At 70.5% G+C, this 20,039-nt stretch carries 20 protein-coding genes and 1 pseudogene; 11 read left to right on the top strand and 10 right to left on the bottom strand.

The features are described from left to right. Window positions 1-38 precede the first annotated feature (38 nt). From AB0J87_RS54645 to AB0J87_RS54635, 3 genes are all read right to left on the bottom strand, one after another. Complete coding sequence (locus AB0J87_RS54645) at window positions 39-632, bottom strand: MBL fold metallo-hydrolase (protein ID WP_363981879.1); 594 nt, start codon at window positions 630-632, stop codon at window positions 39-41. Between the two features lie 118 nt (window positions 633-750). Beyond that, window positions 751-1,266 carry a hypothetical protein gene (locus tag AB0J87_RS54640; protein ID WP_363981876.1) on the bottom strand — a complete coding sequence of 172 codons (516 nt, stop codon included), beginning with the start codon at window positions 1,264-1,266 and terminating at the stop codon, window positions 751-753. 52 nt (window positions 1,267-1,318) lie between these two features. Beyond that, window positions 1,319-1,498, bottom strand: coding sequence for a hypothetical protein (locus tag AB0J87_RS54635; RefSeq protein ID WP_363981873.1), 180 nt, complete (start codon window positions 1,496-1,498; stop codon window positions 1,319-1,321). A gap of 72 nt (window positions 1,499-1,570) precedes the next feature. Here AB0J87_RS54635 and AB0J87_RS54630 point away from each other — a divergent pair, with 72 nt between their 5' ends. Beyond that, the gene (locus AB0J87_RS54630) at window positions 1,571-2,623 is read left to right on the top strand and encodes a LacI family DNA-binding transcriptional regulator (RefSeq protein ID WP_363981870.1); all 1,053 of its coding nucleotides are present in this window, start codon (window positions 1,571-1,573) and stop codon (window positions 2,621-2,623) included. 9 nt (window positions 2,624-2,632) lie between these two features. Here the strand turns inward: AB0J87_RS54630 and AB0J87_RS54625 are convergent, their stop codons facing one another. Together AB0J87_RS54625 and AB0J87_RS54620 are read right to left on the bottom strand one after the other, a co-directional pair. Continuing rightward, the gene (locus AB0J87_RS54625) at window positions 2,633-3,007 is read right to left on the bottom strand and encodes a DUF4267 domain-containing protein (RefSeq protein ID WP_363981867.1); all 375 of its coding nucleotides are present in this window, start codon (window positions 3,005-3,007) and stop codon (window positions 2,633-2,635) included. Between the two features lie 361 nt (window positions 3,008-3,368). Beyond that, window positions 3,369-3,554: pseudogene (locus AB0J87_RS54620) on the bottom strand (patatin-like phospholipase family protein); the annotation flags it as partial. Window positions 3,555-3,657: 103 nt separating this feature from the next. Here AB0J87_RS54620 and AB0J87_RS54615 point away from each other — a divergent pair. After that, a complete protein-coding gene (locus AB0J87_RS54615) occupies window positions 3,658-3,933 on the top strand; it encodes a hypothetical protein (protein ID WP_363981865.1) in 276 nt (91 codons plus the stop codon). A 6-nt stretch (window positions 3,934-3,939) separates the two neighbouring features. On the opposite strand, the gene AB0J87_RS54610 is transcribed toward AB0J87_RS54615, so the two are convergent. From AB0J87_RS54610 to AB0J87_RS54590, 5 genes are all read right to left on the bottom strand, one after another. Next, window positions 3,940-5,751 (bottom strand): protein kinase, encoded by a 1,812-nt coding sequence (locus AB0J87_RS54610; protein ID WP_363981862.1) that lies wholly within the window; start codon window positions 5,749-5,751, stop codon window positions 3,940-3,942. Between the two features lie 76 nt (window positions 5,752-5,827). Continuing rightward, window positions 5,828-7,231, bottom strand: a complete 1,404-nt coding sequence (locus AB0J87_RS54605) for an MmgE/PrpD family protein (protein ID WP_363981859.1) — start codon at window positions 7,229-7,231, stop codon at window positions 5,828-5,830. Between the two features lie 13 nt (window positions 7,232-7,244). After that, window positions 7,245-8,039, bottom strand: coding sequence for a cyclase family protein (locus AB0J87_RS54600; protein WP_363981856.1), 795 nt, complete (start codon window positions 8,037-8,039; stop codon window positions 7,245-7,247). A gap of 76 nt (window positions 8,040-8,115) precedes the next feature. Then, window positions 8,116-8,928 (bottom strand): RNA methyltransferase, encoded by an 813-nt coding sequence (locus AB0J87_RS54595; RefSeq protein WP_363981853.1) that lies wholly within the window; start codon window positions 8,926-8,928, stop codon window positions 8,116-8,118. Next, window positions 8,921-9,691, bottom strand: coding sequence for a DUF4184 family protein (locus tag AB0J87_RS54590; RefSeq protein ID WP_363981850.1), 771 nt, complete (start codon window positions 9,689-9,691; stop codon window positions 8,921-8,923). Before AB0J87_RS54590 ends, AB0J87_RS54595 begins: the two co-directional genes overlap by 8 nt. A gap of 165 nt (window positions 9,692-9,856) precedes the next feature. On the opposite strand from AB0J87_RS54590, the gene AB0J87_RS54585 reads away from it, so the two are divergent. From AB0J87_RS54585 to AB0J87_RS54545, 9 genes are all read left to right on the top strand, one after another. After that, window positions 9,857-10,495: a hypothetical protein gene (locus tag AB0J87_RS54585; protein WP_363981847.1), complete on the top strand. Its 639-nt coding sequence runs from the start codon at window positions 9,857-9,859 to the stop codon at window positions 10,493-10,495. Between the two features lie 318 nt (window positions 10,496-10,813). Continuing rightward, window positions 10,814-12,460, top strand: a complete 1,647-nt coding sequence (locus AB0J87_RS54580) for a substrate-binding domain-containing protein (RefSeq protein WP_363981844.1) — start codon at window positions 10,814-10,816, stop codon at window positions 12,458-12,460. A gap of 162 nt (window positions 12,461-12,622) precedes the next feature. Continuing rightward, a complete protein-coding gene (locus AB0J87_RS54575) occupies window positions 12,623-14,167 on the top strand; it encodes a sigma-70 family RNA polymerase sigma factor (RefSeq protein ID WP_363981841.1) in 1,545 nt (514 codons plus the stop codon). 286 nt (window positions 14,168-14,453) lie between these two features. Beyond that, on the top strand, window positions 14,454-14,816 hold the full coding sequence (locus tag AB0J87_RS54570) for a hypothetical protein (RefSeq protein WP_350728136.1): 363 nt from the start codon (window positions 14,454-14,456) through the stop codon (window positions 14,814-14,816). Then, a complete protein-coding gene (locus AB0J87_RS54565) occupies window positions 14,813-15,943 on the top strand; it encodes a GNAT family N-acetyltransferase (protein WP_350728137.1) in 1,131 nt (376 codons plus the stop codon). Before AB0J87_RS54570 ends, AB0J87_RS54565 begins: the two co-directional genes overlap by 4 nt. A gap of 141 nt (window positions 15,944-16,084) precedes the next feature. Beyond that, the gene (locus tag AB0J87_RS54560; RefSeq protein ID WP_350728138.1) at window positions 16,085-16,918 is read left to right on the top strand and encodes a glycosyltransferase family 2 protein; all 834 of its coding nucleotides are present in this window, start codon (window positions 16,085-16,087) and stop codon (window positions 16,916-16,918) included. Between the two features lie 11 nt (window positions 16,919-16,929). Then, window positions 16,930-17,871: a glycosyltransferase family 2 protein gene (locus tag AB0J87_RS54555; RefSeq protein WP_363981836.1), complete on the top strand. Its 942-nt coding sequence runs from the start codon at window positions 16,930-16,932 to the stop codon at window positions 17,869-17,871. After that, the gene (locus AB0J87_RS54550) at window positions 17,868-18,671 is read left to right on the top strand and encodes a polysaccharide deacetylase family protein (RefSeq protein ID WP_363981833.1); all 804 of its coding nucleotides are present in this window, start codon (window positions 17,868-17,870) and stop codon (window positions 18,669-18,671) included. Before AB0J87_RS54555 ends, AB0J87_RS54550 begins: the two co-directional genes overlap by 4 nt. Further along, complete coding sequence (locus AB0J87_RS54545; RefSeq protein ID WP_363981830.1) at window positions 18,664-19,980, top strand: hypothetical protein; 1,317 nt, start codon at window positions 18,664-18,666, stop codon at window positions 19,978-19,980. Before AB0J87_RS54550 ends, AB0J87_RS54545 begins: the two co-directional genes overlap by 8 nt. Window positions 19,981-20,039 lie beyond the last annotated feature (59 nt).

Below are 20,039 nucleotides of genomic sequence, written 5' to 3'. Positions count from 1 at the left end.
CGGGACGAGGCACTAGCACATGATAACCGTTTCCATATTCACATCCGATAGGCGTGCCCCTCGACGCCCCACTCCCCGAACGGCGGCCGCTCTCCCCGGTCGATCGCCCGGATGGAAGGGCGGCCCACATGGGCGAACACCAGCCGCCCCACCCCGTGATCGCGCGCCTCCCGCGCCACCTGGAGCACGCTCGCATGCCCGCCCACACCCCCGGCGAAGCGGATCGGCCGGTCCCAACCGGCGGCGTCGGCGAACATCAGATCCACCCCGGCCGCCCAGTCCGGAAAGCCCCAGAACTCCGGCGCCCAGACGGCCCGCGCCCCGGCCGTCCTGATCAGGTAGCCATAGGTGGGGTGAGAGGTGTGGCTGACCGGCAGTGGCACGATCTCCACTCCCGCGGTCTCGAAGGTCGCCACCGCGGCGGCCAGCCCGAGCGCCCGCGCCGTACGGCGGATCTGGGGCATCAGTTCGGCCCGCTCATCGCAGACCAGCCAGCCGTCGAGCCGCTCACCGGCCGCGGCGTCGCCACCCCCGTCGAGCAGGACGCGGTGACCGCGCCAGCCGACCAGCAGCCCGGCCGGGCTGTAGCGCGGCGAGTTCATCGCACCGACCCCCACCAACCGCAACCACACGACCGCCACCCCCACCCCAGACGCAGCCGCTACCCACTCCCCCAGCCCGACAACCGACGTCGACGACGCACCCGCACCGCAGGCGACCACCAGCGGCCAGGGGACCCGCGAAAAGGGCTCACCCGAAGGTGATCTTGCCGCTCCCAGGAAGCGTGCTCATCCCCCGGGCGGCGCAGCCGAGGATGGCCGCCGCCGGTGAGAGACCGCCGCGGACGCGCTCCCCCTTGAGAGCGCCGGCGGCGATGGTGCCGGTGAGCAGGGCGTCGGCCGGATGCTGGGTGGCGAGCCGGTCGGCCTTGATGCGCAGCCTCGAGGTGCCGACGGGCCGGCCGTCCCCGCCGAACCAGGTGATGACGGCACCCCCGCGCACCTCGCGGGCACTGGTGCACGAGGCCTCCGCGGTCGCCTTGACGGCGACCCAGGCGGAGCGGAGGGACGGGGCCGAGCCGTCGGGTGAGGTGCAGTCGGTGAGCTGGAGGTTCCCCCGGGCGGCGACGCGCCGCGGCGTGAGGCCGACCTGCGGCGTGAACGCCAGCGGCCGCTCGGACGGCGTGGCGACGGCGCAGGTCAGGGCCGGGTCCGGGAGGCCCGCCGGGGCCGAGGTGGCGATCGCGATGATCCAGTCCAGGTACATAAGCCTTCCCCGTTGGCTGCTGTACGTAATCAGCACCTCACATTGTGCTGCATCACGCGGTACGGCACGCCGGATCCAGCCGATCCGCGGTCCACCTGAGCGAGTGCGCCACCCGTACGCGCACCTTGGCCCTCGCGCGGTGCGGCTGCCGAGGTGCGCCCGGCAGGGCTTCGCCGAGCGACTCCCGGTAGCCCATCGCGGTCTGGTGAGCGAGCACTTGCATGGGATCCATAAACCCTCCTTAATCAATTAAGACCTTAATCGATTAAGACAAGCCGGGCAAGCTCTTCGGTACGGTGGGACGATGGCCAGGGTGACACTGCAGACGATCGCCGACCGGCTGGGCGTGTCCCGGGCCACCGTGTCCTACGCGTTCTCCCGGCCCGACCAGCTCAGCGACGGGCTGCGGCAGCGGATCATGGAGGTGGCCGACGAGCTCGGCTACGCGGGGCCCAACCCGACGGCGCGATCGCTCCGGCTGGGGCGGGCGGGGGCGCTCGGGCTGCTGTTCAGCGAGACGCTGGCCTACGCGTTCGCCGACCCGTACGCGATCGGCTTCTTCCAGGGGCTGGCGACGGCGGCCGAGGACGCGGGGGTGGGGCTGCTCATCCTGCCGCTGCCGCACGGCGACCGGCGCAGCGAGACGGTCAGGGACGCGGTGGTCGACGCGTTCTGCGTGATGTCGCTGCCCGACGGGCATCCGGCGCTGGCGGAGGTGCTGGCCAGGAAGCTGCCCGTCGTCGTGGTGGACGAGCCGTACGTGCCGGGGCATCCGTTCGTGGGGACCGACGAGCCGGCGGCCGCGGCGGCGGCGGCGCGGCACGTGCTCGAGCTCGGGCACCGGCGGATCGGGGTGGCCATGGTCGGGCTGCACGACGACGGCCACACCGGCTGGGCCTCCCTGGAGCGCCAGGAGGGCGCGGTGTTCGAGGCCATGCGGCGGCGTGCCGGCGGCTACCGGCAGGCGTGCGAGGAGGCCGGGATCGACTGGTCAGGGGTGCCGTTCTACGAGGTGGCGCGCAACTCCCGCGAGGCCGGCAGGAAGGCGGGGCACGCGCTGCTGGGGCGGGACCCGCGCCCCACGGCGATCCTCACCAACACGGACGTGCTGGCGCTGGGAGTCCTCGACGCCGCCGCCGACCTGGGGCTGGAGGTGCCCGGGGAGCTGTCGGTGGTGGGGTTCTCCGACAGCGCGGCCGAGGAGGCGGGGCTCACCACGATCCGGCAGGCCAAGCAGGAGATGGGAGCGGCGGCGGGGCGGCTGCTGCTGTCGGGGGCCGCGGCGGAGCCGGAGCGGCTGGTGTTCCCGCACGAGCTGATCGTCCGCGCCTCGACCGCTCCCCCGGCACACGCTTGACGAACCAGGTCACCCCAGGAGGAGCAGCACGCCCGCCGCGGCGCTGACCAGGGCGGTGGCGCCGTGTATGCCCCACGAGATGCTGGGGTGGCCGCCGCGCCTGGCCACGATGAGCGCGTCGCCGACGGGGATGACGCTCATGACCAGGATGACCCACCCCAGCGTGTGCGCGTCCGCCACGGCGATCATGACGAAGATGGCCAGGGCGGTGCCGAGGTCACGAACGGCCTTCACGGAGAAGTAGGCGCCCGTGTCCATGCCCACGGCCGAGCCCGGCACGCCGTACGCCTTGGCCGCGGCCTCGGGGACGAAAAAGAAGCGCAGGCTGACCACGACGAGGCCGATGCCGACCAGGGCTGCGATCACATAAGCGGTGGTGACCATCTTGTGCACTCCAAGCGAGAGTCATCGGTAGAAGTGCTAGCAACGCTAACCTAGCGATGACTCGATGTCTAGCAGCGCTAGAAACTGGTCGCCTAGTCATGCCAGACCGCGGCCACCTCCTCGGCGATCCGCTGCGACCGGCCCAATTCGGCCACTCCCGCACCTCGTCGCCGAGCCACCGGGCCACCTGCGCGCGCCGCTCCGCCTCCGGTACGGTCCTCGCGGCCAGCGCGAGCCGCCCCATCCGCGCGCCGAACTCCTGGGACGTCTTGGACCTGGACAGGTTCCACACCATGCGGAACAGGCCCAGCGGCGACGACGTCGGCCTGCTCTCCCCGGTCGGAGGCTCCAGCTGCCGGGCGTACAGGTGCTCGGGATCGAGCCCGGAGGCGAGTTGCGCGCCCACGAGCGCGCCGGCGGACGTGCCCACCACCAGGTCCGCCTCCCGCAGGTCGACGCCGTTCGCGGCGAGCCCGGCCAGGACGCCCGTCTCCCAGGCGATCCCCAGCACCCCGCCACCACCCAGAACCACTGCTCTGCTCGTCATCCGCACTCCTCGGGTCGAGTCCGGCCCGGCCGCGGGAAATCGGTTACCGACCGGGAGTCACGTAGGTAAGGTTGCCCTCACACCTCTCCCGAAGGACAGCCCCATGGCGCAATTCATCGAGGTCCGAGCGACGGTCGAGGGCCATGAGAGGGCGGCCGCCCTGGCGAAGGGCATCTTCAGCGCCGGCCTGGCGGCCTCGATCGACATCGCCGAAGTGCCGTCCCCGCGCCGTGACACGACCGTCTGGGAGCTCACGCTCATCACGACGGACGGTCAGGTCACCACGCTCGAACGGCGCATCAGGGAGACCGCCGACGGCTGCTCCGTCACCAGCCGGCCGGTCTCGCCCGACGCCGACGGCTACCCCGACTGGCTCTGAGCCCTGCTACGCGCCTCCTCGTTCGAGGGCGGTATCCACCCATTCGGCAGCCCGCACCGCGCCGGTCCGGATGCCCCGGTCGCTCACCTTGGCGTCCACGGCGGTGTACGTGACCTCGATGACGAGGTTGTCCTGGAGGAACGTCAGCTTCGTGTAGTGCACGCCACCCGCGCGGGGGCCGACGTCGGCGGCGAAGGCCTCCTCGCCGATGCCCGGCACGTCCCGTGACCCCGTGGTCGAGTCCCTGAACACCCGCTCGACCCCGATGTCGTCCCGCCGCCATTCGATCCCCGAGGAGGCGTCGGGGGCGAGCTCCTGTCGCCGGAGGAACTCCTGGCGCGCCGCCGATGTCCTGGGGTGCCACGATTTGGCGGCGTCCGGTTCGGGCCCCAGCGGTGTCACGTCGAGGGCCCGGCCTTGTGACGTCCAGATGCAGCCGCCGGTCTTGTCGTCGTACCGTTCGCGCGGCCGCGGGACGAGTCGCCGTACCTGACCCGGTTCGAGGAGGGCGCAGTAGTCGATGGGCCGGGAGAACCGGCCGCTCTCCTGTGGCGTCGGGCTCGCGGTGAACTCGGAGTCCGAGAGGTCCGAGAAGTCCGGCATTTCGGGACTCCCCGGGGAGAGGGCGATGATCGCCAGTGCCACGAAGGGGCTCACGAAGAGGGCCACCATGATCCGGTCGCGTAACCTCCGAGAGGTCGGGTCCACGGCCTTCGCCGGGCGCGGCGGCGCGGGGACCTCCCGGCCCCGTACGGGCGACAGCCGCGTCTCTTGCTCGTGCGCCGAAAGCCCGGCACTCCCGGCCTTCGTGGACCTCGGGCTCGGCGGCTCCACCACGGTGGACCCACCGGCGGGCGCACCGGCGATCGGCTCCGCCACGGCGGGCACGTCGTCCGGCTGCTCCGGGGGTGGGGCGGACTCGGCGACAAGGGTGCGGACGGCCTCGGCGACGGGGTCGGGCAGCCACCGGGCCTCGGTGTACAGCTCGGCGAGCGCGCCACCCCCCGTGGCACCGTCCGACAGCTCGTCCAGCAGCGCCGTCGCGCCCGGCCGCTCCTCGGGCCGCTTCTCGAGGCACCGGCGCACGATGGAGCGAAGCCGGGGCGGGAGCCCTTCCAGGTCCGGCTCCTCGTGCACGGTCCGGTACCACAGCCCCTGCCACGACCCGCCCCCGAACGGCCCGGTCCCCGTGGCGGCGTACGCGAGCACCGCCCCCAGGCAGAACACGTCACTGGCCGGCCCCACCGAGTCCCCCGTCAACTGCTCGGGAGAGATGAACCCCGGCGTTCCCACGGACACGCCGGTCCGCGTCAGCCTGCTGCCTTCCACCGCCACGGAGATGCCGAAGTCGATGACCCGCGGCCCGTCCACGGCCAGCAGCACGTTGGAGGGCTTCAGGTCCCGGTGCACCACCCCCGCCGCGTGGATCGACTCCAGCGCCTCGGCCAGCCCGGCCCCCAGCGCGAGAACGGCCTCCTCGCGCCAGGTCCCGTGCTCGGCGACGGCCTCGTCCAGGGACAGGCCGGGCACGTACGCCGTCGCCAGCCACGGCGGCGCCCCCTCCGGATCGGCGTCCACCACCCCGGCCGTGAAGAACCCGCTCACCGTGCGGGCCAGGGAGATCTCGCGGGCGAACCGCTGCCCGAAGTCCCGGTCGGCGGCGAGCTCCGGGTGCACGACCTTGACCGCCACCGCGCGTCCGCTCTTCGACCGCCCCAGGAAGACCCGCCCCATCCCGCCGGCGCCCAGCCTCGCCTCGATCCGGTACGGTCCCACCTTCCGCGGATCCTCCGGCCGCAGCACCTCGAACACGGACACGCGCCCTCCCCAGGGTCCGCGATCAGACGTGTCGAATCACCACATTAGCCCGATCCCCGAAGGAGAGGGATCAACTTCACATAGCGACGGTCAGCCGGAGCAGCGGCGCCGCCGAAGGCGCCGAGGGAAGGTCCCCGACCGCCGCCAGGAGGGCGTCCACCCTGTCCGGCGGCAGCGCCCGTCCCGCGTTGGCGCGGAACTTGACCCCCAGCTCGTCCGCCGTCAACGGGTGCTCCGGCCCGCCCCGCGAGGAGTCCACGCGGTGCTCCAGGGTCGAGCCGTCACGCAGCCGTACCCGCATCACCGCCGCGAACGCGCGCGGGAAGATCTCCGACGCCCGCTCGTCCGCCACGCAACGCACCCGCTTGGCCAGCTCCAGCCGCTCCGGGGACAGGGCGGCGAAGTCGTCCAGGGAGAGCCCGAGCCCGCCGCCGCCGTGCAGCGCCGCCGCGACCGTGTACGGGCCGGAGAACTTCGCGTGGTACGGCGACCTGGGCGCGGTCTTCTCCTCCCTGGGCTCCGCGATCGTGCGCAGCACCGGGGCGGGCACCCCCAGCTCGATGTCCTCGACGTCGTCCGGGGACAGGCCGCCGGCCCGCAGCGCCAGGGCGCAGTCGATGGCCGGGTGGGTGAAATGGTTCGTCGGGTAGGGCTTGTAGACCGTGCGCAGGAGCTCCCACCGCTCGCCCAGGCCGGACAGCAGCGCGGCGTCGTCGTACCGGCCGTCGAGCCAGGCCTGGAAGAACCCGAACCGGCCCTCCAGCACGGTCGGCGGCCCGGTCACGCCTTCCAGGGCGAGCACCGCGGCCGAGACGCCCGCGTGCGCGGCCCAGCCGCAGTGGACCCGCTTGATCGTCCCGCCCGTGCGGTTGGCCTCGATCACGCCCGCGCCCATGCTGGCCGCCACGCCGACCGCGTGCGCGATGCCGTCCGCCGTGAGGTCGAACAGCAGCCCCGCGGCGACCGCGGCGCCCAGCGTGCCGCAGATGGACGTCGCGTGCTGACCCTTCTCGAAGAAGAGCGAATTGCGCGCCTCAGGCAGGTAGGAGGCCATTCCGAGGCGGTTGCACACCTCGACGCCCGCCGCGATCGCCGCGGCCAGCGCGGCTCCGCTCGCCCCGGTCGCCTCGGCGACGGCCAGCGCGGCGGGCACCACGGACGCGCTCGGGTGCAGCACCGACGGCAGGTGCGTGTCGTCGTAGTCGAGCGCGTGCGCCAGCGTGCCGTTGACCAGCGCCGCCGCCGGCGCGGGGAGCCGGTCGCCGCTGCCGATCGCGCTCGACTCCTCGACGCCGCCCCACCGGCGTACGGCCCGCAGCACGGCCGGTCCCGCGTCGCCCTCCGGCTCGGCGTAGGCGGCCAGGCAGTTGCCCAGCACGTCGAGCACCCGTCCGGTCACATCGTCGCGCACCCGGTCGGGAACGCCCTTGTCACGGCAGGCGACGGCGAACTCGGCCAGCCGCTGGACATGGGTTGTCATGGTCCCTCTCAGGTCAGTCGATCACGGCGAGCGGACGGACGGGGGCGCCGGTGGCGCCGACGACCGGCAGCGGGTTCAGCACCAGCACGAACTCGCGTGCCCCCGAGTCCAGCAACTCGGACAGCCGCATGGTCTCCACGATGTTGATGCCCGACTCCACCAGCATGATCCGGTGCACGGGCAGCGTGGCATGCCCGCGACCGGGCGCGATGTGCTCGAAGGCGATGGACTCGCCGCCCACCACGCGCGGCCGGCGCTCGGCCAGCCAGCGCGCCGCCTCGACGCCCGGCCCGGGAACGCCGCCCCGCTGCCCGACGAACTCCTCCGCCGACGACCACAGCCGCGACCAGCCGGTGCCGATGAGCACGGCGTCGCCGGCGCGGATCTCCAGGTCGCCGGCGGCCCGCGACAGGTCGTCGGCGGTGATCTCGTAGCCGGCCGGCAGCGTGTCCACGCCGTGCACGGCGGCCACGTCGAGCAGGACGCACCGGCCCACGTACGGCTCGAAGGTGTCGATGCCGAGCGCGCCGAACCCCTCGTGCGACATCACCTCGGACGCGGGCCGCCCGCCGTACAGGAGCCCTTCCTGCGAGACGTGCGCGAGCGCGTCGACGTGCGTGCCGACGTGGCCGCCCGTGACGATGATCTCGTTGGCGGCGGAGCCGCCGTCCGGCCTGACCATGTCGCCGTGCCTGCGCTCCAGCGCCATCCGGAACGGGGGGTGGTTCGGTGACTGCGGCATGCCTTTGCGCATCGGCTGCGCGAGATCAAGGACACGCGCCCCTTCCAGCGCCTTCCACAAGGACATCTCGGACGGCTCTCCTTATGTTCCGATCATGAAAACAGCGTCTCGACAGTACACAAGACGGACAAAACCGGCTCAATCAGCCCGCAGATCGCATCAACCCATGACAGGCGATGGCCGCGGCGGCCACCACGTTGAGCGAGTCGACGCCCGCCGCCATCGCCGACCGGCTCATCGGGATGCACACCGCCCGGTCGGCCTCGTGCAGCCAGTGGGAGGAGAGCCCGTCGCCCTCGGCGCCGAGCAGCAGCGCGACCCGCTCCGCCAGCTCGACGGTGTCCAGGGGCGTGGCCGCCTGGTCCGGGGTGAGGGCCAGGGTCTGGAAGCCCGCCTCCCTCAGCTGCGCCAGCCCGCCGAACCAGTCGTCCATCCGCGCGTACGGGATCGAGAACACCGCCCCCATCGACACCTTCACCGCCCGCCGGTAGAGCGGATCCGCGCACCGGGGCGACAGCACGACCCCGTCCACCCCCAGGGCGGCGGCGCTGCGGAAGATGGCGCCGATGTTGGCGTGGTCGACCAGGTCCTCCAGCACGAGCAGCCGCCGGGCGCCGCCCTTCAGCAGGGTCTCGACGGCGGGGAGCGGGAGGCGTTCCATCGAGGCGAGGGCGCCGCGGTGCACCTGGAAGCCGACGATGCCCGACATGATCTCGTCGCTCACCACGAAGACCGTCGCGTCGCCCAGGACGTCCTCGAGCGAGGCCAGCCAGCGAGGCGTCGTCAGGACCGAGCGGATCGGGTGGCCGGTGCCGATGGCCCGCCTGATCACCTTCTCCCCCTCGGCCAGGAACAGGCCGCGCGACGCCTCCAGGCTCTTGCGCAGCTCCACGTCCCGAAGCCGGGTGTAGTCGGACAGGCGGGGGTCGTCGGCGTCGGTTACGTACTCAAGCACCTTCCGATACTGCCATGCGCCGCCTGACCTGCCAGACCGCCGCGTAGCAGGCGAGCACCAGGCACAGGCCGATCAGCGTTCCGGCGCCCGTCTTGGTGATCACGCTGGGCAGGCCCAGGTGCGGGACGGGCTCGTCCACGAGGGGCCAGAGGAACGCTCCAGCCACCGTGCCGATCGAGCACAGCGTCATGACGACCGCACGCACGCGCGGGGCGATCCGCAGGCGTTCCGGTACGGGGGCCGCGGGCATCCGGGACAGACCGCGCCAGCCCCACCACACCACGACGGCCAGGCCGATCACGGACGAGACGTACTGCAGCAGCCGGAAGAGCCTGATCACGCCCATGACCGAGACCGCCAGCCAGCCGCCCCACTCCACCGGGCCGGTGGAGTGGGTGAAGGAGTCCCACAGGACGTGGCTGGCCGCGCCGATCACGCCCCCGACCGCCATGGGGAGCAGCCGCAGCCGGGACGGCGCCAGGAGCGCGGCACGGCCGGCCAGCGAGGACGGGAGCAGCGAGATCAGCGGGTCCCTGAAGACGCCGTGGAAGAGCGGCAGCAGCACCAGCACGGCGGCCAGGTCGATGGTGACGACACCGAGCCAGGAGTGCCAGTTGCCGTAGTCGGGCAGGAACGGCAGGAAGATCGGCAGGTCGGGCACCATCGCCCCCAACGCCATCGCCCACGGATCGGCGAACCTGCGTACGCGCTGTGACGAAATCAGCGGCACCATCGCGGCCACATGACTGGGCGTGAACGGCAACCGGCCCTCCCTCGGCGTTCCGGGCAACCTTCGCGACCTGGCGATCAACGCTCATTATGCGGGCAAGCTTGACCATCCTTTGCCCGGACGAAACTACGCTACTGTCTGTAATGGGTACGGTACGTATCGCTGTCGACGGCCGGATAGCCGGGAGTGCGGGGGGTCATGGTGCCTGACCAGCGGATTCATGAGCGTCCGGCCGCGTCAGCCGATTGGCTGCGCGCAGCCCGCGCCGCCCGGTCGCTCTCCGTCGCCACCCTGGTCTGGCTGAGCGTGGAAAGCACGCTCGGCCTGGCCGCCGGCTTCGCGGCCCACTCGCTGGCGTTGATCGGCTGGGGGCTGTCGGCGTTCGTGGAGGCGGCGGCCAGCCTGATCGTGGTGTGGCGGTTCACCGGCGCCCGCACGCTCTCGCCGCACGCGGAGAACACCGCCAGGAAGGCGGTCGCGGTGAGCTTCTGGCTGCTCGCGCCGTACCTCGTCCTGCACGTGGCGCACGACCTGGACGCGGGGCACCGGGCCACGCCGAGCGTGCTGGGGATCGTGGTGACGACGTTCAGCCTGGTCAGCATGCCGGCGCTGGGGATCGCCAAGCGGCGGCTCGGCGCGCGCCTGGCGTCGGAGGCCACGTCCGGCGAGGGGACGCAGAACCTCATCTGCGCGGCCATGGCGGCGGGAGTGCTGGCGAGCCTGTGGCTCAACACGCTGGGGTGGTGGTGGGTCGATCCGGTCGTGGCGGTGGTGCTGGCGGCGGTCGCCGTACGGGAGGGAAGCCGGGCGTGGCGCGGCCATCAGTGCTGCCATTAGCCCCCGATTCGCCGATCATGCATATCTCTCAGAAACCGTCACGCACGCAGCCAACACCACCCACACAGGGTAATCACCGCACCAAAAGGGCTGTTTTCCCGCACTCGCCACACCGAGTATCGTTCCCGGAGTATTGCGGAGCATCTCCCGCTAGGGTCTCCGGAAGGTCTCAAGCACACCTAAGAGGACATCGTGGGGCGACACCGCACAGACGAGCTTGATGGCGGATACAGAGCGCACGAACCACCCCCAGCCCGCAGAAGGTCGAACGGCCGCGGCAGGGTTCTCGTACCGCTGGCCGGTGCCGTCGCGCTGGCCGTGCTCCTCGGTGTCGCCGCGTTCGTGATCTTCAACCGCGACCACGACTGCTCGGGCGGCAAGCTGGCGCTGCGGGTCGTCGCGACACCCGACATCCAGCCCGCGCTGAACAAGGTCGCCGGCAACTACAACAAGGCCATGCACTCGATCGACAGCAAGTGCGTCGAGGTGACGGTGGCCAAGGAGGCCGCGGCCAGGACCGCGAACGCGGTGGCCGCCGGCAAGGCCAAGGCGGACTTCTGGGTGGCGGATTCCAGCCTCCTCATGGAGAGCCTGCGCAACACCCCGGCCGGCCAGGCCCTGCCGCAGATCGAGGGGTCGATCGCGACCTCGCCCGTGGTGCTGGCGACGGCGAAGTCGTTCGCGTCGAAGCTGAGCGGCGCCCTCCAGCCGAGCTGGGCCGCCATGATCTCGGCCGCGAACGTGGCCAACGTGGACGGTCCGGGCAAGAAGGTCCGCGTCCTCGCTCTCGACCCGCAGAAGAACTCCGCCGGGCTGGCCGCGCTGCTGGCCGCCGCCGGCACGGCGAAGGAGGCCGGGCTGGACAAGGCGCTGGTGGGCGCGATGAAGGAGCTGTCGGGCCAGCTCGCCTCCGACCCCACGGCGCTGCTGGCCAGCCTCACCGTGAAGTCCGGCAGCAGGGTGCCCATCGGCGTCACCTCCGAGCAGGCCATCTACGCCCACAACGCGAAGAAGCCGGAAGCGCCGGTGGTCGCGCTCTATCCCAAGGAAGGCACGCTCAACCTCGACTACCCGGTCACGATCCTGACCAAGGATCCGGCGGTGCTCAAGGCGGCGGCGGACTTCAAGCAGGACCTCGCCACGGAGTCGGCCAAGAAGACCCTGCGCGACGCGGGCTTCCGCAGCACGGACGGCAAGGCGGGCGACGCGCTCGCGACGGACAAGGGCTTCAAGCAGGAGACCCCGACCGCGCTGGAGCCGCCGGACGGCAAGACCGTGGCCAGGATGGTGCAGACCTGGTCCCGGCTGAACCTCGGCAGCCGCCTGCTCACGCTGCTCGACGTCTCGGGCACGATGGCGCTGCCGGTCCCCGGTACGGGCATGACCCGCATGCAGGCCATCAACAAGATCGCCACCGAGGGCCTGAGCCTGTTCCCCGCCGACTCCGAGCTGGGTCTGTGGACGTTCTCCACGCATCTGGACGGACAGGGCAAGGACTGGAAGGAGCTCGTCTCCATCGGACCGGTCAGCGAGTCGGTCAACGGCACGCTGCGCAAGGACATGCTGGGTAAGGCGTTCTCCTCGATCCAGGCCAAGCCCACGGGCGACACCGGGCTGAACGACACGATCAAGGCCGCGTACACGCAGCTGACGAAGACGTACCAGGAAGACAAGATCAACACGCTGCTGGTCCTCACGGACGGCGCCGGCAACGACGACCCGGACGGCGGCGTCAAGAACAGCGAGATCCTGCAGTTCCTGAAGAAGACCTACAACCCGAAGCGGCCCATCAGCATCCTGCTCATCGCCTTCGGCCCGGAGGCCGAGAAGGGCAAGCAGCAGATGGACGCCCTGGCCAAGGCCGCGGGCGGCGAGGCGTACATCGCCAAGAACGTCCTGCAGGTGCGCGACTTCTTCCTCCAGGGCATGGAACGCCGCCTCTGCATGCCGGGCTGCGACGGCTGAGAGCCGACCGAGGTGCACCCTGCTTATTGCCTCACTTCGTGAGGCGGGCTCAGTCGCCATGGAGCCATGCCCGATGGGCATAAGGGGCGAACCCATCACAATGAGGCCGCGTCCTCTCCGCGTGGGGCTTGAGAGCCCGTTCTACCCGCGGGGGAGGAATTCGTGCCTGGATGGCCGTCCGTCGGTCGCGCCGAGGATCATGAGCTGTTCGAGGCTCTGCGGCGCGCGGACACCGACGCTCCCGCCAAGCTGTACGACTGCTACGGCGAGCGGCTGCACGACTACGCCGCCTCCTTCGCCCAGGACCTGGCCGCCGAGGCCGTGCACGATGCCCTGGTCACCGCGCAGGGGTGCGTGCACCGGCTGAAGGAGCCGGCCAGGATGCGGGCCTGGCTGTACGCGCTGACCAGGTTCCAGGTGCGGGCCAGGATGTCCCGCCGGACCCCCGTGGACGGCGTGCCGCTGCCGGAGCTCGAGGCGCAGGGGGACCCCGAGCTGACCGACCTCGTCCACGAGGCGCTGGGCGAGCTGAGCAGGAACGAGCGCGAGGTCCTGGAGCTGTCGCTGCGCCACGGGCTGACCCCGGCCGAGGTCGGCGCGGTGCTCGGGCTGACCTCACGGCAGGCGACCGGCAGGCTCACCAGGGCCCGCGACCAGCTGGAGAACGCCGCCGCGGCCGTGGTGCTGGCCAGGACGGGCCGGGCGCACTGCCCCGACCTGTCGGCGATGCTGGACGGGTGTGAGGGCCCGCTCACCCCGCTGCTGCGGCGCAGGTTGTCGGGCCACATCGGCGGGTGCGAGGTGTGCACCGAGGGCCGGCACCGGCAGGTCTCGGCGACCAGACTCCTGGACCTGGTCCCGGTCGCCTACCCGCCCATCTCGCTGCGCCGCCGGGTGATCGACACGTGCGTCAACCCCGAGCGCGACCAGACCCGCACCTTGATCACCGATCGCGGTGACAGCTTCGACCGGACCGGGTTCCCCGTGGCCGTCGAGAACCGCTCGCGGCGGCGCAGGCCGCGCCGCCTGGCGCCGGTGCTGCTGGCGGGCGCGTGCGTGCTGGCCGCGACGGGGGCCATGGTCGTGATCAACGGCCGCGACGTCTCGACCGGCACGCCTCTGCGGTCGGCGCCCTCCCCCTCCTCCCCCGCCGCCTCGCTCGACCCGGGCGAGGAGAGCCCGTCGCCCGATCCCTCACCGGAAGAGGACGAGCTCACGCCGGCCCCCACCCCCACCCCGACCCCGAGCCGCACTCCCGGCACCCGCGCCACGCCGGCCGAGCGGCCCAGCGCCCGGCACGCCGCCGGGCCGACGCCCACCCGCCGCAGGCCCGCGCCCGGCGCCCGGCTCCGCACCTCCTGCCCGAAGGCGATCGAGGGTGCCGCCAAGATCGGCCTCGGCGCCCGCAACGCCACGGTCTCGTGGGTGGCGACCGCCTCGCAGGGGCTGGACGTGTTCCCCGCGAGCGGGTCGATCAAGGCGGGCGGGTCGGTCGCGATCTGGGTCACGATCGTCGACCCGAACGCCGCAGGCCGCGGCCGCGTCGCGTTCACGTCGAACGGCGGGAGCGCGAACTGCTCGCTGTCCTGGGACGGCGACGGGCCCGAGACGTCCGACCCGACCGACGAGCCGACGAACTCCAGCGAACCGACTCCGTCACCCTCCGTAACCGCGTCAGCCGAGAATACGGAGACGCTGGAGGGGTAAAACGGACGCCAAGCGGGAGTAGATCAACTTTTCTTGCCAACAAACCCGGATAAATCGGACCCTGGCTCGAAGAACCTCGGTCACATAGGGCATTCTGGTGTGCTTGGGGGCCACGTCCGGGCCGGAGTCACTTGACCGTGTGTTGAACATCACACGAGAAATCTCTGCCTGCCGGTAAACCGGGATGCGTCCTCAAGCGTCGGCATTGACGTGTCCTGGCGCAGATTGGTCCCATGAACTGCGATCAATCGTGCTTTAACCAGCAGAAGCAGGAGAGAAAAGGGAGATGCTCAAGCACCGGAGAGCGCTGGCCTGGCTGCTGGCGCTCGCCTGCATAGCGGGAGCGGTCGTCGCGCTGTTCGACATAGAGACACCGCTGCGCCCGTTCTTGATCTCTCTGTTCCTTCTCGTCGTCCCAGGGGCGGCAGTGGTGGGACTGTTGCGTGATCGTGACCCCCTTGCCGCACTATCAGTAGGAGCCGCGGCAAGTCTCGTGCTGAACGTGCTCCTCGCTCAGGCCATGCTGCTTTTCGGCGCGTGGTCGCCCCGGGCGGGCGTCGCGACGGTCGCCGTGCTCGGAGGGTTCATGTACGTGCTTCGCGTGTTGTACCGGGGGAAGAGCATGCAGACCCAACAGGGGGCCAGGTGAACATCCAGGTAGTTCGGCCCAGAGAGCTCGGGGACTCCGAGCGGGCACGATGGCGGGAGCTGCAGAAGGCCGACCCGAGTCTGGACAACCCGTTCCTGTCTGTCGAGTTCGCCGTGGCGATGGACCGCTTGCGCGATTACGTGAGGGTGGCGGTCATCTCCGACGCGAGCGGCATCGTGGGGTTCTTCCCGTACGAGCGGCACAGCTTCGGCATCGGCAAGCCGCTCGGCGGCTTCCTCACCACGTGCCACGGCCTGATCGCCGGCCCGGACCTCAAGCTCGACGCCAAGGCCCTGCTGCGGGCCTGCAAGCTCAGCGTGTTCGACTTCGACCACCTGGTGGCGGGGCAGCCCACTTTCGCCCCGTACGAGCAGGATGTCCGGCCCGCGCCGGTCATGGACTTCACCGCCGGGTACGACGCCTGGATCGAACAGGTGAAGACCAACTCCCCCAAGAACCTCAAGACCGTCCGCTACAAGGAGCGCAAGCTCGGCAGGGAGCAGGGCGAGCTGCGCTTCGAGTGGGCCTCGGCCGACCCCGAGGTGCTCCGCACGCTGCTGAACTGGAAGTCCGACCAGTATCGAAGAACTGGCCGCGTGGACAGGTTCGCCCAGCCGTGGATCGTCGAATTGACGGACATGATGCATGCCGAAAAGTCATCGGACTTCGGGGGCGTCCTGACCATGCTTTATGCCGGGGACGTCCCGGTAGCCGGACATTTCGGCCTCCGCACGGCCACCACGCTTGTAGGGTGGTTCCCCGCCTACGACACCGAGTTCGGCCGCTACTCGCCGGGCATCGTCCATCATCTGCAGATGGCCGAGGCCGCCGCGAACGACGGCCTGCACATGGTGGACATGGGCAAGGGCGGCAAGGAGTACAAAGACTGGCTGAAGAGCGGGGTCCTGTACGTTGCCGAAGGCCGCATCTCGCGACCGTCCGCCGCCGCGGCCGTTCACTGGATGGGCCGAACTCCTTTCAACAAAGCCCGAACAATTGTCATGGACCGACCGTCTCTTTATAGGGCGGCCGACCGTGTCCTCAAGGGCTTCGGTCGGGTGCGCACCTCCATGCAGCAGCAGGAGTCACCCAACGGAGTAGTCAAAGAACCAACGGGAGCACGCTGAGCGCTCCCAAGTCCCGGCAGACACCCTCACAGCACAGGACCCTTCAATGCACCGTTCACCGGCTTCGTCATTCCCGCAGCACCCGGGGGTGGCCGCGACCGGACCGCAGCAGGGCGGGGTCCCGGAAGGATTTCCCTCGCCATGAGTCCCGAGATAGCCAAGCACAACGGCAAACTGCAAGCCTCGCCCTTGCGGTCGATGCCGCCCCCTTCGAGTTTCACGCCCGTCACCCCGCACCTGGCCATTTCGCCGACGGTCAGTGTGGTCGTGCCGGCGATGAACGAGGCCGAGAACCTGCCGCACGTCTTCGCCACCATCCCCCAGTGGGTGGACGAGATCGTGCTCGTCGACGGCAACTCCGTCGACGACACGGTCGCCGTGGCCAAGCGACTGCGGCCGAACGTGAAGATCGTCACGCAGACCGGCAAGGGCAAGGGTGACGCCCTGTCCGCCGGCTTCGCCGCGTGCACGAGCGACATCATCGTCATGATCGACGCCGACGGCTCGACCGACGGCCGCGAGATCATCAACTTCGTGGGCGCTCTGGTGACGGGCGCCGACTTCGTCAAGGGCTCGCGCTACGCCTCCGGCGGCGGCAGCGACGACCTGACGCTGAACCGCCGGCTGGGCAACAAGGTCCTCACCGGCATGGTCAACGTCATGTACAACACCAAGTACACCGACCTGTGCTACGGCTACAACGCCTTCTGGGCCCGTCACCTCGACGCGCTCAACCTCGACTGCGACGGCTTCGAGGTGGAGACGCTGATGAACGTGCGCGCGGCCAAGGCCGGGTTGAAGGTGCATGAGGTGCCCAGCCACGAGCGCAACCGCATTCACGGCGAGAGCAACCTGCACGCCGTACGAGATGGCTTCCGCGTGCTCAAGACCATCCTGAGGGAGTGGCGTCGCCAGCCCGCTCCCGCTCAGCCTGAGCCGACCGCCACTCCTGCCGCTGACCGAGGCGTCGCTTAAGAAGGAACGCTGTGAACACGTCTGTTGTCATCTGCGTCTACACCGAAGAGCGGTGGGAGGACATCAGGCAGGCAATCGAGTCGGTCGAGAACCAGACCAGCCCGGCACACGAGCTGATCCTGGTGGTCGACCACAACACCGACCTGCACCTCAAGCTCAAGCGCGCGTATCCGCAGGCCATTGTGGTGGAGAACACGCATGAGAAAGGGCTGTCGGGGGGCAAGAACACCGGAGTGGCCACGGCCAACGGTGAAATTGTCGCGTTCCTCGACGACGACGCGGTCGCCGACGCCGGATGGCTGGAGGCTTTGGAGGAGGGCTTCCAGGAATCCGGTGTGGTGGGCGTCGGGGGTCGCACGGAGCCGCTGTGGGCGTCCGAGCGACGCCCGCGGTGGTTCCCGTACGAGTTCGACTGGACGGTCGGCTGCACCTACCGCGGCATGCCCGCGGTACGCGCGCCGATCCGCAACGTCATGGGCGGCAACGCCGCGTTCCTGCGCGACGTCGTGTCCGAGGTGGGCGGCTTCCACAGCGGCATCGGGCGCAGCGTGCAGGGGCGCAAGTCGCGTCCGCTGGGGTGCGAGGAGACGGAGTTCTGCATCCGGCTGAGCCAGCGCAAGCCCGGCTCGGTCATGCTGTTCGAGCCGCGTGCCGTGATCGGGCACAAGGTGTCGAAGCAGCGCGAACGGTTCGCCTACTTCAGATCCAGGTGCTACGCGGAGGGGCTGTCGAAGGCCCTGGTGACGAAGGAGGTCGGCACCCAGGACGGGCTGGCCAGCGAGCGGGCGCACGCGCTCAAGACGCTGCCGCTCGGCGCGCTGCGCGGGGTCGGTGAGGCCGTCCGCGGCGACGTGGGCGGGCTCGGCCGGGCCGCCGCGATCGTGATCGGGCTGGCCTGGACGACCTGGGGTTACGTGGTGGGCTCCGTACGGCTGAAGGCGGCACGATCATGACCCGCATCCCGATCCTGATGTACCACTCGGTCACCGACACGCCCAACGACGAGACCAAGCCGCATTCCGTGCGGCCCTCGGACCTGGCCGAGCAGCTCGCGTACCTGTCGGAGAGCGGCTTCACCCCTCTCACCCTGGGCGACCTCGTGGCCTCCCTCAACCAGAACAACGGCCGCTCGATGCCGGACAAGCCGATCGTGGTGACGTTCGACGACGGCTACGCCGACTTCCACGGCCACGCCCTGCCCCTGCTCGAGCGCTACAACTTCCCGGCCACGGTCTTCCTGACCAGCGGCTGGGTGTCCGACGCGGGCAAGGACGCGGCGGGCCGGCCGCTGGACGACATGCTGTCCTGGGGCCAGGCCCGCGAGATCGCCCAGACCGGCATCGAGATCGGCGGCCACAGCCACAGCCACCCGCAGCTCGACCAGCTCCGCATCGAGGACCTGCGGCAGGAGCTGCGCAAGAACAAGGGCCTGCTGGAGGAGAAGATCGGCGCGCCGGTCGCCACCATGGCCTACCCCTACGGCTACTCCAGCGCCCGCGTCCGCCGCGAGGTGCGCAAGGCCGGCTATTTCGCCGCCTGCGCCGTGAGCAACACGATCGCCGCCGACCGGCACGACATGCTCGCCATCCCCCGGCTGACGGTCGGCAAGCACACGACCATCAGCATGTTCAAGCGCGCCGTCGAAGGCAACGCCGTACCCCTCATCTACCTGCGCGAACGCATCCTCACCAAGGGGTACGCGGTCGTGCGCAGGACGAGGTACGGGCTGCAGCGGGTGCGCGGAAATGTCTAGCGTCTGGGGGAAGATCCTCCACGACCTCCGCAACCCGCTGTTCCGCCAGGGCTACGCGCTCATGGCGAACACCGTGGTCACCGGCGTGCTCGGCATGGGCTACTGGCTGCTGGCCGCCCGCCTCTACTCCCCGGAGGAGTTCGGCCGCGGCCAGGCGGTGATCACGGCGATGCGGCTGTTCGCGTCGCTGACGGCGCTGGGGTTCGTGGGCGCGCTGGCCCGCTTCCTGCCGGTCGCCGGGCGCCGCACCCCCGAACTGGCCCTGCGCGGGTACGGCCTGGCCGCCGCCACGGGCGGGGTCGCGGCGCTCGGCTTCCTGCTGACGCTGCCGATGTGGGGCAAGACGTACTCGGTGCTGAGCGGCTTCTGGCCCGGGCTGTTCTTCCTGGCGTCCGTGCTGGTGTGGGCCGTCTTCACGCTCCAGGACGTGGTGCTGACCGGGCTGCGGCGGGCCACGTTCGTGCCCCTGAACAACCTGGTCTTCGGCATCGTCAAGATGGGGCTGCTGGTCGCGCTGGCCGGCGCGCTGCCGTCGGGCGGGATCTTCGTCTCGTGGGTCATCCCGACCGCCCTCGCGCTGATCCCCGTCAACTGGCTGATCTTCGCCGTCGTGGTGCCCAGACACGTGGAGAAGAGCGACGCCGAGCAGGAGCCTCCTCGGCTGCGCGAAATTGGAAGGTTCCTAGCTGGGGACTTCCCCGGGACGCTGTCCATTCTCGGCATCGTCTACCTGGTGCCCGTGGTGGTCGCCACGCAGGTGGGCGAGGCCACGTTCGGCCGCTTCTCGATGGCGCACACGCTCGCGAGCATGATCGAGCTGCTGGCCATGAACATGGCGGTCTCGCTGACCGTCGAGGGCTCTTTCGACCGTGCCAAACTGGCCGACAACTGCCGGCGGGCGCTGCGGCGGGCCTTCATGATCGTCACCCCGATCATCGCGGTGGCGATCCTGGCGGCGCCGCTGATCCTGACCATCTTCGGCTCGGCCTTCGCGGCCGAGGGCACGACGCTGCTGCGGCTGATGTCGCTGGCCGTGCTGCCGCGGGTGCTGATCGAGGTCTACCTGAGCGCGCTGCGGGCGCAGAGCCGGGCCCGTACGCTGGCGACCGTGCAGATCGGGCTGGCCGTGCTCGTGCTGGTGTCCACCGTCGCGCTGTTCCCGTACGCGGGTGTGAACGCGGTGGGGTACGGGCTGCTCTTCAGCGAACTTCTCGTGGCAGTTTTGATCTTCGGGAATCTACGTAAAATTCTCAAGTTCGGCGAAACCCGTACGCCGGTTGTCACCCAGGGGTCGTCCGGGGCCGCATGATGGTCAACGTGAAGCAACGGGACGGCGATGGCGTGGCAAGCTCCTCGGAGGTGCGAGGG

Source organism: Nonomuraea sp. NPDC049625 (genome assembly GCF_040675285.1).
GTDB lineage: Bacteria > Actinomycetota > Actinomycetes > Streptosporangiales > Streptosporangiaceae > Nonomuraea > Nonomuraea angiospora_A.
The sequence above is the reverse complement of the archived record's forward strand: the minus strand, read 5'-3'. Positions and strand labels throughout refer to the sequence as shown.

What these genes read in the sequence shown, in the direction of transcription:
- AB0J87_RS54640 (WP_363981876.1), bottom strand. Translation starts at nt 1,266, where the DNA reads ATGTACCTGGACTGGATCATCGCGATCGCCACCTCGGCCCCGGCGGGC.
- AB0J87_RS54635 (WP_363981873.1), bottom strand. Translation starts at nt 1,498, where the DNA reads ATGGATCCCATGCAAGTGCTCGCTCACCAGACCGCGATGGGCTACCGG.
- AB0J87_RS54630 (WP_363981870.1), top strand. Translation starts at nt 1,571, where the DNA reads ATGGCCAGGGTGACACTGCAGACGATCGCCGACCGGCTGGGCGTGTCC.
- AB0J87_RS54625 (WP_363981867.1), bottom strand. Translation starts at nt 3,007, where the DNA reads ATGGTCACCACCGCTTATGTGATCGCAGCCCTGGTCGGCATCGGCCTC.
- AB0J87_RS54615 (WP_363981865.1), top strand. Translation starts at nt 3,658, where the DNA reads ATGGCGCAATTCATCGAGGTCCGAGCGACGGTCGAGGGCCATGAGAGG.
- AB0J87_RS54605 (WP_363981859.1), bottom strand. Translation starts at nt 7,231, where the DNA reads ATGACAACCCATGTCCAGCGGCTGGCCGAGTTCGCCGTCGCCTGCCGT.
- AB0J87_RS54600 (WP_363981856.1), bottom strand. Translation starts at nt 8,039, where the DNA reads ATGTCCTTGTGGAAGGCGCTGGAAGGGGCGCGTGTCCTTGATCTCGCG.
- AB0J87_RS54585 (WP_363981847.1), top strand. Translation starts at nt 9,857, where the DNA reads ATGGTGCCTGACCAGCGGATTCATGAGCGTCCGGCCGCGTCAGCCGAT.
- AB0J87_RS54570 (WP_350728136.1), top strand. Translation starts at nt 14,454, where the DNA reads ATGCTCAAGCACCGGAGAGCGCTGGCCTGGCTGCTGGCGCTCGCCTGC.
- AB0J87_RS54560 (WP_350728138.1), top strand. Translation starts at nt 16,085, where the DNA reads ATGAGTCCCGAGATAGCCAAGCACAACGGCAAACTGCAAGCCTCGCCC.
- AB0J87_RS54550 (WP_363981833.1), top strand. Translation starts at nt 17,868, where the DNA reads ATGACCCGCATCCCGATCCTGATGTACCACTCGGTCACCGACACGCCC.
- AB0J87_RS54545 (WP_363981830.1), top strand. Translation starts at nt 18,664, where the DNA reads ATGTCTAGCGTCTGGGGGAAGATCCTCCACGACCTCCGCAACCCGCTG.